Source organism: Pseudomonas sp. PA-1-6B, assembly GCF_021609545.1.
GTDB classification, from domain to species: Bacteria; Pseudomonadota; Gammaproteobacteria; order Pseudomonadales; family Pseudomonadaceae; genus Aquipseudomonas; species Aquipseudomonas fluorescens_BV.
Genome location: NZ_WJZM01000035.1, coordinates 1 through 15,438, shown reverse-complemented (window position 1 = coordinate 15,438; position 15,438 = coordinate 1). Strand labels below are relative to the sequence as shown.

The 15,438-nt window shown below is 59.2% G+C and carries 12 protein-coding genes; 7 read left to right on the top strand and 5 right to left on the bottom strand.

The annotated features are described in order from the left end of the window. The first annotated feature begins 24 nt into the window (after positions 1-24). Complete coding sequence (locus GIV35_RS17170; protein WP_236265847.1) at positions 25-711, top strand: alpha/beta family hydrolase; 687 nt, start codon at positions 25-27, stop codon at positions 709-711. 42 nt (positions 712-753) lie between these two features. Here GIV35_RS17170 and GIV35_RS17165 read toward each other — a convergent pair whose 3' ends face one another. From GIV35_RS17165 to GIV35_RS17150, 4 genes are all read right to left on the bottom strand, one after another. Next, positions 754-1,200, bottom strand: coding sequence for a hypothetical protein (locus tag GIV35_RS17165; protein ID WP_223023651.1), 447 nt, complete (start codon positions 1,198-1,200; stop codon positions 754-756). A 78-nt stretch (positions 1,201-1,278) separates the two neighbouring features. Further along, positions 1,279-2,127: a hypothetical protein gene (locus GIV35_RS17160; protein WP_223023652.1), complete on the bottom strand. Its 849-nt coding sequence runs from the start codon at positions 2,125-2,127 to the stop codon at positions 1,279-1,281. A 163-nt stretch (positions 2,128-2,290) separates the two neighbouring features. Then, positions 2,291-3,856 carry a methyl-accepting chemotaxis protein gene (locus GIV35_RS17155; protein ID WP_223023653.1) on the bottom strand — a complete coding sequence of 522 codons (1,566 nt, stop codon included), beginning with the start codon at positions 3,854-3,856 and terminating at the stop codon, positions 2,291-2,293. Between the two features lie 216 nt (positions 3,857-4,072). Then, on the bottom strand, positions 4,073-4,864 hold the full coding sequence (locus GIV35_RS17150) for a CPBP family intramembrane glutamic endopeptidase (RefSeq protein ID WP_236265556.1): 792 nt from the start codon (positions 4,862-4,864) through the stop codon (positions 4,073-4,075). 421 nt (positions 4,865-5,285) lie between these two features. Between GIV35_RS17150 and GIV35_RS17145 the strand changes: the two genes are divergently transcribed. Next, positions 5,286-6,143 carry a DMT family transporter gene (locus tag GIV35_RS17145; protein ID WP_213153245.1) on the top strand — a complete coding sequence of 286 codons (858 nt, stop codon included), beginning with the start codon at positions 5,286-5,288 and terminating at the stop codon, positions 6,141-6,143. A 35-nt stretch (positions 6,144-6,178) separates the two neighbouring features. On the opposite strand, the gene GIV35_RS17140 is transcribed toward GIV35_RS17145, so the two are convergent. Further along, positions 6,179-7,063 (bottom strand): DMT family transporter, encoded by an 885-nt coding sequence (locus tag GIV35_RS17140; protein ID WP_223023655.1) that lies wholly within the window; start codon positions 7,061-7,063, stop codon positions 6,179-6,181. Between the two features lie 161 nt (positions 7,064-7,224). Here GIV35_RS17140 and aceK point away from each other — a divergent pair, with 161 nt between their 5' ends. From aceK to GIV35_RS17115, 5 genes are all read left to right on the top strand, one after another. Beyond that, a complete protein-coding gene (gene aceK, locus GIV35_RS17135; protein ID WP_236265557.1) occupies positions 7,225-8,934 on the top strand; it encodes a bifunctional isocitrate dehydrogenase kinase/phosphatase in 1,710 nt (569 codons plus the stop codon). A gap of 118 nt (positions 8,935-9,052) precedes the next feature. Next, positions 9,053-12,964: an ATP-dependent RNA helicase HrpA gene (hrpA, locus tag GIV35_RS17130; protein ID WP_236265558.1), complete on the top strand. Its 3,912-nt coding sequence runs from the start codon at positions 9,053-9,055 to the stop codon at positions 12,962-12,964. 240 nt (positions 12,965-13,204) lie between these two features. Further along, positions 13,205-14,326 carry a beta-ketoacyl-ACP synthase III gene (locus GIV35_RS17125; protein ID WP_105227714.1) on the top strand — a complete coding sequence of 374 codons (1,122 nt, stop codon included), beginning with the start codon at positions 13,205-13,207 and terminating at the stop codon, positions 14,324-14,326. 145 nt (positions 14,327-14,471) lie between these two features. After that, positions 14,472-15,086: an RNA polymerase sigma factor gene (locus GIV35_RS17120; RefSeq protein WP_223023657.1), complete on the top strand. Its 615-nt coding sequence runs from the start codon at positions 14,472-14,474 to the stop codon at positions 15,084-15,086. Further along, positions 15,080-15,316, top strand: a complete 237-nt coding sequence (locus GIV35_RS17115; protein WP_014719432.1) for an anti-sigma factor family protein — start codon at positions 15,080-15,082, stop codon at positions 15,314-15,316. Before GIV35_RS17120 ends, GIV35_RS17115 begins: the two co-directional genes overlap by 7 nt. Positions 15,317-15,438: the final 122 nt, after the last annotated feature.

Here is a 15,438-nt window from a genome sequence, read left to right as displayed (position 1 = left end):
GGCAGACTAAAAAGCGAGGCAAGCATGGGCAAAGAGCACAAGGCCAGTATTGACGGGGATCAATGGGCGCAGTGTGTACGGGAACATGGCTGGTTGTGGGATGTCGCCACGGGCAAGCCTTCAGGCGAGCCTGTCACGTTGATCCTGGCCCACGGCGCTGGCGCACCGATGGACTCGGCATTCATGAACGACATGGCTGCACGCCTTGCCGGGCATGGCGTGAACGTGTTGCGCTTCGAGTTCCCGTACATGGCCCAGCGCCGCTTGGACGGGGGCAAACGCCCGCCAAATCCGGCGCCGAAACTGCTGGAGGCGTGGCGTGAGGTGTATGCCCAGGTGCGACGTCATGTCGCTGGGAAACTGGCGATTGGCGGCAAGTCCATGGGCGGGCGCATGGCCAGTTTGTTGGCCGATGAGCTGGGCGCCGATGGGTTGGTGTGCCTCGGCTATCCGTTTTATGCGGTGGGCAAGCCGCAAAAGCCTCGGGTGGAGCACTTGGCCGGGTTGAAGACGCCGACGTTGATTGTGCAGGGCGAGCGTGATGCCTTGGGCAATCGAGCGGCGGTGGAGGGGTATGCGTTATCGCCGAGCATTGAGGTGATGTGGCTGGCGGCGGGGGATCATGATTTGAAGCCGTTGAAGGCGTCGGGGTTCAGTCATGAGCAGCATTTGGAGGCGGCGGCCATCAAAGCGTCAGGTTTTCTCGCCTGACGCTTTGTGAGGGGGTTGGTGTTGCAAAGGTGATGAGCTTTTTTAAGGGTATTCTTTTTGAATATAGTACATTTCGAAATCACCTGTAACATTCATGTGGGCCGACTGTTCTCTAAAGGTTGCTTTGAAAGAACCTGTTGCTCTTTCGGTAAGCGTATTGATGGTAATCGTTACTTCGGCCTCCTCAGCCCTGTGAATTGTAAATCCATTAGCAGGGTCGCCGATGGGTTCCCGAGCGTAAAATTCATCTGTGAGGTTATAGGTTTTAGTTATATTTCCTTCTTCATAAGGAATTTTTATTCTATAGACTAGCAGGTTCTTATTGCTAATGGACCCGGTTGCTCCTTTGAGGATCCATTCCGTTTTATCTTTATTGTGGTAAAAATATACTCTTTCCGCAGATGTACTTTCGTTGCATTTAATCCACGTAAACGTATTTTTAGACGTGGGGTTTTCGTGATCTTCCAAGGGGTAGAGGTCGGTTGACATTATAAAGCTCCTTTATATAGGGGGCGTTTGTCAGGGGGTTGAGGTCTCACTGTACGAGCATCCGTGAAAATGATGTGGCTATGGGCAGTCTTTTATAGGCATAAACGTGCCGTTAGTCATGTCTACACGGTCGCGGATTTTATTTTTAAAGGTGGCTTCGCAGCGCAACGGCTGCTGAGTCAGTGTAAGCGTTACATTGTATTCGTCTTCATAGGTGCCACCGCCGAAGGGAACATAGTAAAAGTTCGATTTCTCATCACCCTGTTTAAATGTTTTATCGATGATTTGTTCATTTTCATCGTCGCAGTAAATATAAATAGCCCAGTAGCGGTACTGAGGCGTACCCCATTCTCCCTCCTCGCCGGTCAGATACCATGCCTTGCTTGAATTGGAGTAGGCCAGCCAGCCCTGCGTTTTGTATTGAGTTTGTCCTTCTGTCCACTTAAAGACCGAATTTTGTGAGTCAAGGGTAGTTCCAGGCCACTCACAGCAGCATTTTATTTCGCGTAATTCCGGCGCTGTGTCAGTGAAAGAACCTTCGAAATTCAGCGTTGTGTTCCCTGTGCTTTCGTCAACGGTTATCTCAATGTCACCGACAGGTTTAAAGCGTTCTTCAGTTTCAGGTGCGTTATTGTTTGCACCTTGAATGTACATATGGGCGAAAGCTTCCGGGGTTTGCTGGATTGATTTGTTAGGTGATGTGCTTATGGAGTCGCAAGGTATTTTCAGTAACAGTGATTGTTGAGTGTCTGGGGACTGGAGCGTCAACTTGACCCAATACTGATTATTGTATTCGGATAGGTGCAGTGGGAGGACCCAGCCTTCCAGTGTTCTTTCGTTGTTTGATGATTTTTCAGTCCATTGCACACGTCCCATGGTTTTTGGGAATGGATGCAGGGCGCTATTTGAGTCGGTAGACCGGGACATGACGGTGTGCTCCTGTTTGACAGGTTCACACTATAAGGAGGGAGGCGTTCAAAGATTAACTGTGAGGATTGACAGTTTTATAGAATGCTTGGTGATAAAAAGATGATGAGTGATAGCCATCTGCAAGGGGCTCACTTGTTGGAGAAAGTGAGCCCCTGAAGTTCTACCGGTTAAAACGCTCCACCAGCGAGTACTGAGTATTCGCTGTATGAGTCAGTTCTTCACTCAACTGCGCCGAGTTCATCGCCTGCTCTGAGGTCTGGTCTGCCAACAGCGCAATAGTGCTGATGTTACGGCTGATCTCCTCGGCCACGGCGCTTTGCTCTTCGGTGGCCGCGGCAATCTGGGTGGTCATGTCGGTGATATTGGCCACCGCCTCACTGATGCCCACCAACGCCTGATCCGCTTCCATCACACGCGCCACACCTTCTTCGGCCTGGCGGTGCCCGGCGTCCATGGTTTGCACGGCCGCAGCCGCCGTGTGTTGCAGCTTGGCGATCAGGTTGTGGATCTGCCCGGTGGATTCGGCCGTACGCTGCGCCAGTTGGCGCACTTCATCGGCGACCACCGCAAAACCACGGCCCATCTCACCGGCACGCGCTGCTTCGATAGCGGCGTTGAGCGCCAGCAAGTTGGTCTGGTCGGCGATGCCCTTGATTACATCGACAACGCCGCCAATTTCATCGCTGTCTTTGGCCAGTTGCGTGACGGTCACGCCGGTCTCGCCAACGGCGGCCGAAAGCCGCTGAATCGCCTCGCGGGTTTCCCCGGCGATATCGCGGCCGCGACCGGTCAGGCGGTTGGCTTCCTGGGTGGCGTCGGCGGTGCGCTGCACGTGGCTGGCGACTTCCTGGGTGGTCGCCGCCATCTGGTTTACCGCAGTGGCCACCTGTTCGGTTTCCACGCGCTGGCGTTCCAGGCCGCTGGAGCTGTTATGCGCCAGGGTGTTGGATTGCGCCGCCTGGTCGTTGAGGTGCTCGGCGGTGTCCTGCAAGCGGGTAAGACAGGTCTTCAGACGCGCTTCCTGGCTGAGGATCGACATTTCCAGGCGCGCTTGTGCGCCACGGCTGTCGGTGTACATCTGCGCGATCAACGGGTCGGACGTGGTCTGTTCGGCCAGGCGCAGCAAACGCTTGAGGCCGCGCTGTTGCCAGCTCAGGCCCAGCAGGCCCAACGGCACCGACAGCGCCGCAGCCAGGGCAAAGCCCCACTGGGAGGTGAGGGTGGCGCCGATCATGAAACTCAGTTGGCTGACCAGGATAAACGGCAGCCAGTCCTGCAGCACCGGCAGCCATTTGTCGCGCTGGGGAATCGCCGACTTGCCCTGGTTGATGCGTTGATAAAGCGCCTCGGCCCGACGGATCTGCTCGGCGGTTGGCTTGATGCGCACCGATTCGTAGCCGATCACCTGGTTACCGTCGAACACCGGTGTCACATAGGCGTTAACCCAGTAGTGGTCACCGGTCTTGCAGCGATTCTTGACAATGCCCATCCATGGCAAGCCTTGTTTGAGCGTGGACCACATGTGCGCGAACACCGCCGAGGGCACATCCGGGTGACGCACCAGGTTGTGCGGGGCACGGACCAGTTCGTCGCGGGTGAACCCACTGATTTCGACAAACGCGTCGTTGCAGTAGGTAATGACACCCTTGGCATCTGTGGTGGAGATCAACCGTTGCTGAGCGGGGAAGGTACGTTCGCGCTGGGTAACGGGTTGGTTATTACGCATGATTGTTCAATCCGCAAGGCTTTCAGGGGGTATCGGCCATGCTGGGTATTTATTTAACTTATTTTTGCAACAATCCTGGGAGCAGAGTGCCGACTGTGGCGAGGGAGCTTGCTCCCGCTGGGCTGCGAAGCGGCCCCAAACAACTTGCGGGCGCTACGCACCCGAGCGGGAGCAAGCTCCCTCGCCACAACAGCTCGTTCTTACAGTCGGGCAGGCTTAGCTGGCCAGCATCGGGTAGGTGAACAAGCCGAAATGCAGCAGATTCAAGCCAAAATGCGTGGCAATCGCCGCGCCCAGCCCGCCAAAGCGATACGCCAGGCCGTAACCGACCCCGGCAATACTGGCCAGCGTCACCCATTGCCAACCCGCACCACAATGCATCAGGCCGAATAACAGCGAGGCCAGCAGCAGCGCGAGGTTCTCGCCGTAGGGCAAGTGTTTGAAGCGTTGGCTCAGGCCGCCCTGAACATAGCCACGAAACAGCGCTTCTTCCACCAGCGTCACCAGCAGCAGGTTATTGAGTACCCACAGCCATGCCTGGTCCGGCCATTTCGGTGCCCAACTGATCATTCCCATCAGTGCGGCCCCACCCAATACGGCGATGGCGGTCAGGGTCAGTGCCAGGGCGGTGACGCAGATCGACAGGCGCAATGAACGTCGCGCCACAATCCACGGGCAGGCCAGCAACAGCCAGAAGCCGATCAGGGGCTTGTCCTGGTTCAGGTACATCGAGAAGGGCACTGAGTCCGGAGTTAAACGCTGGGGCGCGATACCGCGGCCGTTATAGAAACCCGGCAGCCAGTGCATCACCAGGCCCAGGGCCAGGACGATAAACAAGCCTTGGCCCAGGTAGCGTGCCCAAGGGTTGCGTTGCTGGCGCACGGCGTACCCGGCCACCAGCAGCAGTGCGATGGAGACCGCCGCCAGTACGCCCAGTTGGCCGTAGATCAAAGCCATGACATAGCCAATGGAAAGTAGGGTGAGGTACAGCCAGGGCAAAGCAGTCATGTGAAATCCTTCGAAAAATCCGGGCGGCATTATAGCGAGTGGCCAGGTTCCAGGGCATGAAAACGCCTCCATGTACAAGGCAAGGGGGAAAGGATTGCAAAGTATGTTTGCGGCTGGTTATAGTCGTCGCGTCTTTATATCCCTTCAAAAAGATCAGCACATGCCAGCTTCCCAGCGCATAGCGGTAGTCGATTCAGCGGTCAACGCCGTGGTCGTGCCGTGCCGTGGCAAGCAGCCTGCGCAGATCAGTCATTACCCCCCACCTGTCAGTAGCACGCCGGTGTACGCAGTCGTATCACCGCCGGGTGTTGGCATTTCGGGCTGATCAGCGATTCGCTGTTGCCCGTGCCTGCCTGAAAAAACCTACTGAAATTCAGTTTTTTACTGAGTCGGCTTTTTTGCCTGATAACAGGTGGTAACCATGTCTGTGCTTTCGAAACAATCCGTGGCCGCGGCGGCCTCGACGAGCGTGTTTGTCTTGCTGTGGAGCAGCGGGGCGATCTTCTCCAAGTTGGGCTTGGCCCATGCTTCGCCCTTTGCCTTTCTGTTGATCCGGTTTGCCATCGCCCTGATGGGGTTGGTAGTGCTGGTGCCGCTCCTCAAGTTGAAGCTGCCACGTCCCGGCAAGCCGCTGCTGTATGCGGCGGCGACGGGCCTGGTCTTGCTGGGGGCCTATCAGATTTTCTATCTGCTGGCCCTGGACCTCAACGTCACCCCTGGGGTGATGGCGACCATCATGGGTGTGCAGCCGATCCTCACCGTGGTGCTGATGGAGCGCCAACGCTCCTGGCGCCGGCTGTTCGGCCTGGGGTTGGGGTTGGCTGGCTTGATCATGGTGGTGTACCAGGGCATCGGGTTGGCGGGCATGTCCCTGGCCGGGATGGTGTTCGGGCTGCTGGCGCTGGCGAGCATGACGTTTGGCTCGATCATGCAAAAGCGCATCACCGACAACCCCTTGGGCACATTGCCGTTGCAATACCTGGCCGGGCTGTTGCTGTGCGGGGTGTTTGTGCCGTTCCAGCCGTTCCACTTCGAGCACAGTGCAGGCTTTTACCTGCCGGTGCTGTGGATGGGCTTGGTGGTGTCGGTGCTGGCGACGCTGTTGCTGTATCGGCTGATTGCCCGCGGCAACCTGGTGAATGTCACCAGTTTGTTCTATCTGGTGCCGGCGGTGACCGCGGTGATGGACTACCTGATCTTTGGCAATCGCCTGGCCTTGTTGAGCGTGCTGGGAATGGCGTTGATCATCGTCGGCTTGGTGTTTGTATTCCGTAAGTAATAAACCCACCCCTGTAGGAGCGAGATTGGTCGCTCCTACAGTTTTTGCGGGCGCAGCACCAACCACAACGCCCCGGCAATCAGCACACCGCCATACAGGTGGGCCATGGACAGCGGCTCATCCAACAACAACGCACCCCACAACACGCCGAACGGCGGAATCATGAAGGTCACGGTCATCGACTTGACCGGGCCGATGGATGACAGCAGGCGGAAGTACAGGATGTAGGCGAACGCCGTACATACCAGCCCCAATCCCAGCAGCGACACCCACACCTGCCAGCCGCCCCAACTCGCCGGTGGCTGGGTGATGGCGCTGAGGGCGAAGAACGGCAGCAAAAACAACGTAGCGCCCAGCATACTGCCCAAGGCAGAGAGGCGACTGTCCAACCCGCCGCGCTGATCCAGCCAGCGGCGCGCCAGGAAACCGGCGAAGCCATAGCAGGTGGTCGCCAGCAGGCACGCTAATGCGCCCATTAACAGTTCCAGATCAAATGCCACCGGCCCTGCGCGGGTGAGCACGGCAACACCAAGCAGACCCAAGGCCACCCCCGCTATTTTCGACGGCGTCAGGCGTTCGCTGAAAAACAATCCGCCGATCAGCACACCCATCAGCGGTGTGGTGGCGTTGAAAATCGCCGAATAACCCGCTGGCAGTACCTGCGCCGCCACCGAGTACATCGTCGCGGGAATCCCCGAGTTGATCACGCCCAGCAGCAGGACCGTCTTGAACTTGCCTTGGAAATCCCAGCTCACGCGCAGCATCGCCAGGATCACCAGTAAACCCGCGGCGGCAATCGACACGCGGAAAAACGCGGTGGGCACCGTGCCGATTTCCGGCGCGATGATGCGCATGAACAGGAAACTCGCGCCCCAGATGGCAGCCAGCCCCAGCAGATACAGGGTGTCAACAGGTCTCACGGAAAACTCCTATGCCAATCGGGCGCAGAAGTGTTGCCCAGCGGGCAGGTCGGCACAATGGCTAATTGCAGTCAGTTTGCCCCCGTGCAAAATCATTCTTCTCCTGCCTCGGTTCACTGGCTAAGCTCTGGGCTTCCAGATACCCGTTCGAGGTTTCCCGCATGTCGCAGTCCGCCCTCGCTATCGCCCGGATGATCCTCGACGGTTTCGACGATTACCGTGAGCACTTCCGCCAGATCACCGATGGCGCCCGTGAGCGTTTCGAGAAGGCCCAGTGGCAGCAGGGGCAGGCCGCGTCGGCGGCGCGCATCAACCTCTATGAGGAAAAAGTCGCTGAGGTGACTACTCGTCTGCGCGCCAGTTTCGACCCTGCGGGATTGCAGGACATCGGCCAGTGGCCCTTGGTAAAAAGCGCTTATATTGGCTTGATCGACCTGCGCTTTGACGATGAGCTGTCCGAGACCTGGTACAACTCGATCTTCTGCGGCCTGTTCAGCCATGACCTGATCAGTGACGGCTGCATGTTCATCCATACCACCCGGCCTAGCCTGCGCCGGGCGCGGGCGGCGCAAACCCGTATCTACACGCCGGCCGGTAAAATAGCGGAGATGCTGGCGCAGGTCTTCTCTGACTACAGCTTCAGCGAGCCCTACGCCGACCTGCCCGCCGACCTGCGCCGCCTCGAAGCCCAGTTGCGGGAAAACCTGCCGGATTGGGTGTGCAAGGACCCGGACCTCAAGGTCGAGTTGTTTTTCTCGGTGCTGTACCGCAACAAAGGCGCCTACCTCGTGGGGCGCATCTACACCCGCGACGAACAATGGCCGCTGGTGATTCCGCTGCTGCACCGCGAAGGGCGAGGCATCCAGATCGATGCGTTGATCACCGACGAAGCCGACGTGTCGATCATCTTCTCGTTCACCCGTTCCTATTTCATGGTCGACGTGCCCGTGCCTGCGGAATTCATTGGCTTTCTCAAGCGCATCCTGCCGGGCAAACACATTGCCGAGCTGTACACCTCCATCGGTTTCTACAAGCACGGCAAATCCGAGTTCTACCGCGCGCTGATCAACCACCTGGCCACCACCGATGACCAGTTCATCATGGCCCCCGGCGTGCGTGGCATGGTCATGAGCGTGTTCACGCTGCCGGGTTTCAATACGGTGTTCAAGATCATCAAGGACCGCTTCTCGCCGTCAAAAAACGTCAATCGCGCGACGGTGATCGAAAAGTACCGCCTGGTGAAAAGCGTCGACCGGGTAGGGCGCATGGCCGACACCCAGGAGTTCGCCGACTTCCGCTTCCCCTTGAGCAAGTTCGAGCCCGAGTGCCTGGCCGAGCTGCTGGAAGTCGCCGCCGGTACCGTCGAAGTGGAGGGCGACACCGTGCTCATCCGCCACTGCTGGACCGAGCGACGCATGACCCCGCTCAACCTCTACCTCGACAACGCCAACCCCGCTCAGGTGCGCGAAGCATTGGAGGATTACGGCCTGGCGATCAAGCAACTGGCGGCGGCGAATATCTTCCCCGGCGACATGCTGCTGAAGAACTTTGGCGTCACCCGCCACGGCCGCGTGGTGTTCTACGACTACGACGAAATCTGCTTTCTCACCGAAGCCAACTTCCGCCATATTCCCGCGCCGCGCACCCCCGAGGATGAAATGGCCTCCGAGCCCTGGTATTCCATCGGCCCGCTGGATGTGTTCCCCGAAGAGTTCCCGCCGTTCCTGTTTGCCGACGCCGGGCAACGCCGGTTGTTCGATGAGCTGCATGGCGAGTTGTACAACGCTGACTACTGGAAAGGCCTGCAGGACGCGATTCGTGCCGGCAAGGTGATCGACGTGTTCCCCTACCGCCGAAAAGATCCGCTATAACCCATTCCCTCCCTGTGGGAGCGGTTTACTCCCGTTGCAGCTCAACCGGCTGCCCGCTCGGCTGCTTTTCTGCCACACTTGCCGGCCGTGCATAAATAGATGACCGTCGAAATAGCTGATGACAGACCAAGCACCCACCATCGACCAACTGCTCAAAACCCTCGATCACGCCATGCTCGCCGACCGCCACCGCTTGCGCCGGCAGTTGCTTGAGCTGCGCAAGAAGCCCGATGAGGAGAAGCTGGCGCAGTGGGTGGCGCGCATGCAGGCATCGTGCGCCCAGGTCACGGCGCGGCGCGCCAGCCTGCCGGTGATTCGCTACGACGACAGCCTGCCGATTGCCGCCAAGCGCGATGAGATCAAGGACGCGCTGAACAAGCACCAAGTGCTGATCATCGCCGGTGAGACCGGTTCGGGTAAAACCACCCAGTTGCCGAAAATCTGCCTGGAAATCGGCCGCGGCCAGTTCGGCCTGATCGGCCATACCCAGCCACGCCGGATCGCAGCGCGCAGTGTCGCCAGCCGTGTCGCTGAAGAGCTGGCCACGCCATTGGGTGCGCTGGTCGGTTACCAAGTGCGCTTCGAAGACCAGAGTGACTCCAACACCCTGATCAAGCTGATGACCGACGGCATCCTGCTGGCCGAAACCCAGAACGACCGCTACCTCGAGCGCTACGACACGATCATCGTCGACGAAGCCCACGAACGCAGCCTGAACATCGACTTCCTGCTCGGCTACCTCAAGACCCTGTTGCCGCGCCGCCCCGACCTCAAAGTCATCATCACCTCGGCCACCATCGACCTGGAGCGCTTTTCCAAGCACTTCGACGATGCGCCGATTGTCGAGGTATCGGGCCGTACCTTCCCGGTGGACACCTGGTATCGCCCACTCACCCTGGAACAGGACGAGGAGGGCAACCGCGTCGAGGACGACCTGACCGTCGACCAGGCGATCCTCGCCACCCTCGATGAAATCGCCGCCTATGAGCGCAGCGAACGGCGCAGCCCCGGCGACGTGTTGGTGTTCCTGCCCGGCGAGCGCGAGATTCGTGACGCGGCCGACATGCTGCGCAAGGCCCAACTCAAGCACACCGAGATTTTGCCGTTGTACGCACGGCTGTCGCCGGCCGAGCAGCAGCGCATTTTCCAGTCCCACCCGGGCCGGCGCGTGGTACTGGCGACCAACGTCGCGGAAACCTCGCTGACGGTGCCGGGCATTCGCTATGTGATCGACAGCGGCACGGCGCGCATCAGCCGCTACAGCTACCGCGCCAAAGTGCAGCGTTTGCCCATCGAGGCGATTTCCCAGGCCAGCGCCAACCAGCGTAAAGGCCGTTGCGGCCGGGTTGAGCCGGGTATTTGCGTGCGCTTGTACAGCGAAGAAGATTTTATCGGGCGCCCGGAATTTACCGACCCGGAAATCCTGCGCACCAACCTCGCTGCCGTGATCCTGCAGATGCTGCACCTGCGCCTGGGCGAGATCACCGATTTCCCGTTTATCGAACCGCCGGATGGCAAGGCCATCAGCGACGGTTTCAACCTGCTGCAAGAACTCTCGGCGGTAGACCGCAACAGCCAGCTCACGCCGTTGGGCCGCCAGCTTGCCCGCTTGCCGGTGGACCCGCGCATGGGCCGCATGTTGCTGGAAGCGGCCAAGCTGGGCAGTTTGCAGGAAGTGTTGATTGTCGCCAGCGCCATGTCGATCCAGGACCCGCGCGAGCGCCCACCGGAGCGTCAACAAGCGGCCGACCAGGCCCATGCACAGTGGAAAGACCCGGATTCGGACTTCGCCGGGTTGGTCAACCTGTGGCGCGGTTTCGAGGAGCAGCGCCAGGAACTGACCGCCAGCCCGTTGCGCAACTGGTGCCGCAAAAACTTCCTCAACTACTTGCGCCTGCGTGAGTGGCGCGACTCCCATCGTCAATTGAGCCTGATCTGCCGCGACATGCAACTGAGCCTCAACAAAGAGCCCGCGGACTATCCGAAGCTGCATAAAGCGGTACTGTCCGGCTTGCTCAGCCAGATCGGCCAGAAGACCGAAGACGGCGATTACCTCGGCGCGCGCCAGCGTCGCTTCTGGATTCACCCGTCTTCGGGCATCGGCAAGAAGCGCCCGCAATGGCTGATGACCGCCGAACTGGTGGAAACCACCAAGCTCTATGCACGCATGGTGGCGAAAATCGACGCCGACTGGATCGAGCCGCTGGCCGGGCATCTGATCAAGAAAAACCACTTCGAACCCCATTGGGAGAAGAAGCGCGGCCAGGTGGTGGCCTATGAGCAGATCACCCTGTTCGGGCTGATCGTGGTCGGGCGCCGGCCGGTGCATTACGGGCCGATTGACCCGGTGGTGTCCCGTGAGTTGTTTATTCGTGAAGGCCTGGTGCGCGGCGAGATTCAGTCCCGTGCCAAGTGCCTGACGGCCAACCAGAAACTGCTGGAGCAACTCGACGAGCTGGAAGCCAAGGCCCGCCGTCGCGACATCCTGGCCGACGAAGAAACCCTGTACGCCTTTTACGATGCGCGCCTGCCCGCAGAGATTCACCAGACCGCCACCTTTGACAGTTGGTACAAGGTCAACAGCCAGAAAGACCCGCAACTGCTGATCATGCGCGAAGAAGATGTATTGGCCCGCGAGGCCAGTGAAGTCACCGCCGCGCATTACCCGGACACCTTGCACTTGGGCGACCTGGCCCTGGCCTTGAGTTACCACTTCGAACCCAACCACCCCCGTGACGGCGTGACCCTGCGGGTGCCGGCGCCTTTGTTGCCGGCCTTGCCAGCCGAGCGCCTGGAGTGGCTGGTGCCGGGGTTGATCGAAGCCAAGTGCATCGCTCTGGTGCGCAACTTGCCCAAGGCGTTGCGCAAAAACTTCGTGCCGGTGCCGGACTTCGTCAAGGCCGCGCTGCAACGCATCGAATTCGGCCAGGGCTCGCTGCCCCAGGCGCTGGGGCGTGAATTGCTGCGCATGACCGGTGCGCGGGTCAGCGATGAGGCGTGGGCCGAGGCGGCGCAACAGGTGGAAAACCACCTGAAGATGAACCTGGAAGTCGTCGACGGCCAGGGCAAGTTCCTCGGCGAAGGCCGTGACCTGGCCGAGCTCACCGCACGGTTTGCCGAAGCCAGCCAGGCGGCTTTGGCCGTGCCGCAAACCGCGAAAAGCCAGCAGCCGGTGGAGGCCAAGGTGTTTGCGGCGGTGGCGGAAAAAACTCAGCAGAACATCGCCGGCCTATCGATGACGGTGTACCCGGCCCTGGTGGAAGAGAACGGCACGGTCAAGGAGGGGCGCTTCTCGACTGCCGCCGAAGCCGAGTTCCAGCACCGTCGCGCCTTGCAGCGCCTGCTGATGCAGCAATTGGCGGAACCGGCGAAATTCCTGCGCGGTAAATTGCCGGGCTTGACCGAGTTGGGCTTGATGTACCGTGAACTGGGGCGTATCGACGCGCTGGTGGAAGACATCCTGCTGGCCAGCCTCGATACCTGCGTACTTGAAGGCGAAGATAGCCTGCCACGGGACGGCGCTGGCCTGGCAGCCTTGGCTGAACGCAAGCGCGGCAGTTGGACTGAGCACGCCGAACGCTTGGCGCGCCTGACCCTGGAAGTGCTGAAGCTCTGGCACGGCCTGCAAAAACGCTTCAAAGGCAAGATCGACCTGGCCCAGGCCGTGGCCTTGAACGATATCAAGCTGCAACTGAGCAACCTGGTGTATCCAGGTTTTGTGCGGGAAACCCCGGCCCAGTGGTTCAAGGAACTGCCGCGTTTCCTCAAGGCCATCGAACTGCGCCTGGAAAAACTGCCGAGCCAGGTGCAAAAGGACCGCGTGTGGAGCAGCGAATTGGGCGGCCTGTGGGCGCAGTACCAGAACCGCCTGAACAAACACACCCAGGAAGGCAAGCGCGACCCGCAGCTGGAGCTATACCGCTGGTGGCTGGAGGAATACCGAGTGTCGTTGTTTGCCCAGCAGTTGGGCACCAAGGTGCCGATTTCCGATAAGCGCTTGAGCAAGCAGTGGAGTCAGGTAGAGCCCTGAAGCCCTTCCCCAACTGTAGGAGCGAGCTTGCTCGCTCCTACAGTTATGAGGACAAACCCCTCCCACAATTGGATGTTTGTCTGGCATATCGCGCCAAATCACCGGCGTTGTGGCAAACTTCGCGGTTACAAGATTAGATAAAGCGTTGCCAGTTTGATGCCTGCTGGACGGAATCAAACGACTTACAGTTTGGTACGACGGTACCAATATCTTCTGCCTGACAGATTTAGAGGAACGACCGTGCATAACGTCGTCATCAGCGGCACCGGCCTGTACACCCCGGCCAACAGCATCTCCAACGAAGAGCTGGTGCAGTCTTTCAATGCCTACGTACAACAGTTCAACGCCGACAACGCCGCCGCTATCGAACGTGGCGAGGTGCAGGCGCTGACCGAGTCGAGCGCGGCATTCATCGAAAAGGCATCCGGCATTAAGAGCCGTTTTGTGATGGACAAAGACGGCATCCTCGATCCGCAGCGCATGGCGCCGCGCCTGCCCGAGCGCAGCAACGACGAATGGTCGGTGCTTTGCCAGATGGCCATCGGTGCCGCCGAACAAGCCCTGCAGCGCGCCGGCAAGACCGCCGCCGACATTGATGGCGTGATTGTCGCCTGCTCCAACCTGCAACGTGCCTACCCGGCGATCGCCATTGAAGTCCAGGAAGCCTTGGGTATTCAGGGTTTCGGCTTCGACATGAACGTGGCGTGTTCCTCGGCCACCTTCGGCATCCAGAACGCGGCCAACAGCATCCAGTTGGGCCAGGCCCGGGCGATCCTGATGGTCAACCCGGAAGTCTGCACCGGCCACCTGAACTTTCGTGACCGTGACAGCCATTTTATCTTCGGTGATGCCGCCACGGCAGTGATCCTGGAGCGTGCTGACCTGGCGACGTCCGAACATCAGTTCGATGTGGTGAGCACCAAGCTGCTGACCAAGTTTTCCAACAACATTCGCAACAACTTCGGGTTTCTCAACCGCACGGCGGAAGAGGGCATCGGCGCCCCCGACAAGCTATTCGTGCAGGAAGGCCGCAAGGTATTCCGTGATGTTTGCCCGATGGTGGCCGAATTGATCGGCGAACACTTGGCAGAAAACCAGCTGAGCGTGACTGATGTGAAGCGTTTCTGGCTGCACCAGGCCAACCTGAGCATGAACCACCTGATCGTGAAAAAACTGCTGGGGCGCGACGCGTCGGTGGAAGAAGCGCCAGTGATCCTCGATACTTACGCCAATACCAGCTCGGCCGGCTCGGTGATTGCGTTTCACACTTATCAGGATGACCTGCCCAAGGGCGCGGTTGCCGTACTCAGCTCCTTTGGCGCCGGGTATTCGATTGGCAGTGTGATCCTGCGCAAACGCTGAGTGTGTGGCCGGAGGCGGTCAACTGTGGGAGCTGGCTTGCCTGCGAAGGCATCGGCTCGGTGTGCCTGAATCACCGAGTTGTCTGGATCGCAGGCAAGCCAGCTCCCACATTGACCGTATTTCCACGGCAAGATTGAGGTAAACGATGCCAGCAGCGGACGACGCGCACCTGCTTGAACGCCTGCTCAAGGGGGAGCAGCGGGCCTATAAGGAATTGGTCACCACTTATCAGAGCGCAATGCGGGCGGTGGCCTATGCCATCGTTGGCCAGCGCCACGCCGATGAAATCGTGCAAGACGCCTGGGTTTCAGTGGTACGCAACCTGGCCAGGTTCGAAGGGCGATCAAGCCTGAAGACGTGGCTGTTGACCATTACCGCCAACGCTGCCAAAGGTCGTTATAAACAGAATCGTCGGGAAGTACTGCTCGACGATTTGCCTTCACCCCACGGCACCATTGGTGATGATCGCTTCAGCCCAGATGATGGCCATTGGGCTGTCGCCCCGTATGCCTGGCACCAGGACACCCCGGAAGCGCTGCTGACCGAAGATGAACTGCGCAGATGCCTGGAGCATACGATTCTGAGTTTGTCCGAATTGCAAAGCAGTGTGCTGGTCCTGCGTGAGCGCCAGGGCCTGGAACTGGAAGAAATCTGTAATCTTCTGACCCTTTCACTCTCCAACGTCCGTGTGCTGTTGCATCGAGCGCGGCTTAAAGTCTTCGCCACGGTGGAGCATTTTGAGGAAACGGGCGAATGTTGACCTGTAAAGAACAAGTAGCGCGTTCCAGTGACTATCTCGATGGGCAATTGACCTTTCGGGAGCGTCTGCTGGTGCGTCATCACTTGATGTTTTGTCCGAACTGCCGGCGCTTTATCCGTCAGATGCGCCTGATGCAGGCAACGCTCAAGCGTATGCCGCAGGAGCCGGTGGAGGGTGTTGATGCGCTGGCCGAACAACTGGCCGCCGAGCGGCGTAAAGACATCATGTAATTAGATGGACTCGCCCAAGCCGAGGCGTCTATGCGCCACGGTGGCATTCTTATAGAAGCCAACGACAGCGAGGGCGAGCCCATGAAAAAGCATACGACGATCAATCAGTCTTTGTCAGCCGA

Coding starts and splice junctions, on each gene's coding strand:
- aceK (WP_236265557.1), top strand. CDS start 7,225: ATGTCGCAGTCCGCCCTCGCTATCGCCCGGATGATCCTCGACGGTTTC.
- GIV35_RS17120 (WP_223023657.1), top strand. CDS start 14,472: ATGCCAGCAGCGGACGACGCGCACCTGCTTGAACGCCTGCTCAAGGGG.
- GIV35_RS17150 (WP_236265556.1), bottom strand. CDS start 4,864: ATGACTGCTTTGCCCTGGCTGTACCTCACCCTACTTTCCATTGGCTAT.
- GIV35_RS17115 (WP_014719432.1), top strand. CDS start 15,080: ATGTTGACCTGTAAAGAACAAGTAGCGCGTTCCAGTGACTATCTCGAT.
- GIV35_RS17145 (WP_213153245.1), top strand. CDS start 5,286: ATGTCTGTGCTTTCGAAACAATCCGTGGCCGCGGCGGCCTCGACGAGC.
- hrpA (WP_236265558.1), top strand. CDS start 9,053: ATGACAGACCAAGCACCCACCATCGACCAACTGCTCAAAACCCTCGAT.
- GIV35_RS17165 (WP_223023651.1), bottom strand. CDS start 1,200: ATGTCAACCGACCTCTACCCCTTGGAAGATCACGAAAACCCCACGTCT.
- GIV35_RS17160 (WP_223023652.1), bottom strand. CDS start 2,127: ATGTCCCGGTCTACCGACTCAAATAGCGCCCTGCATCCATTCCCAAAA.
- GIV35_RS17155 (WP_223023653.1), bottom strand. CDS start 3,856: ATGCGTAATAACCAACCCGTTACCCAGCGCGAACGTACCTTCCCCGCT.
- GIV35_RS17170 (WP_236265847.1), top strand. CDS start 25: ATGGGCAAAGAGCACAAGGCCAGTATTGACGGGGATCAATGGGCGCAG.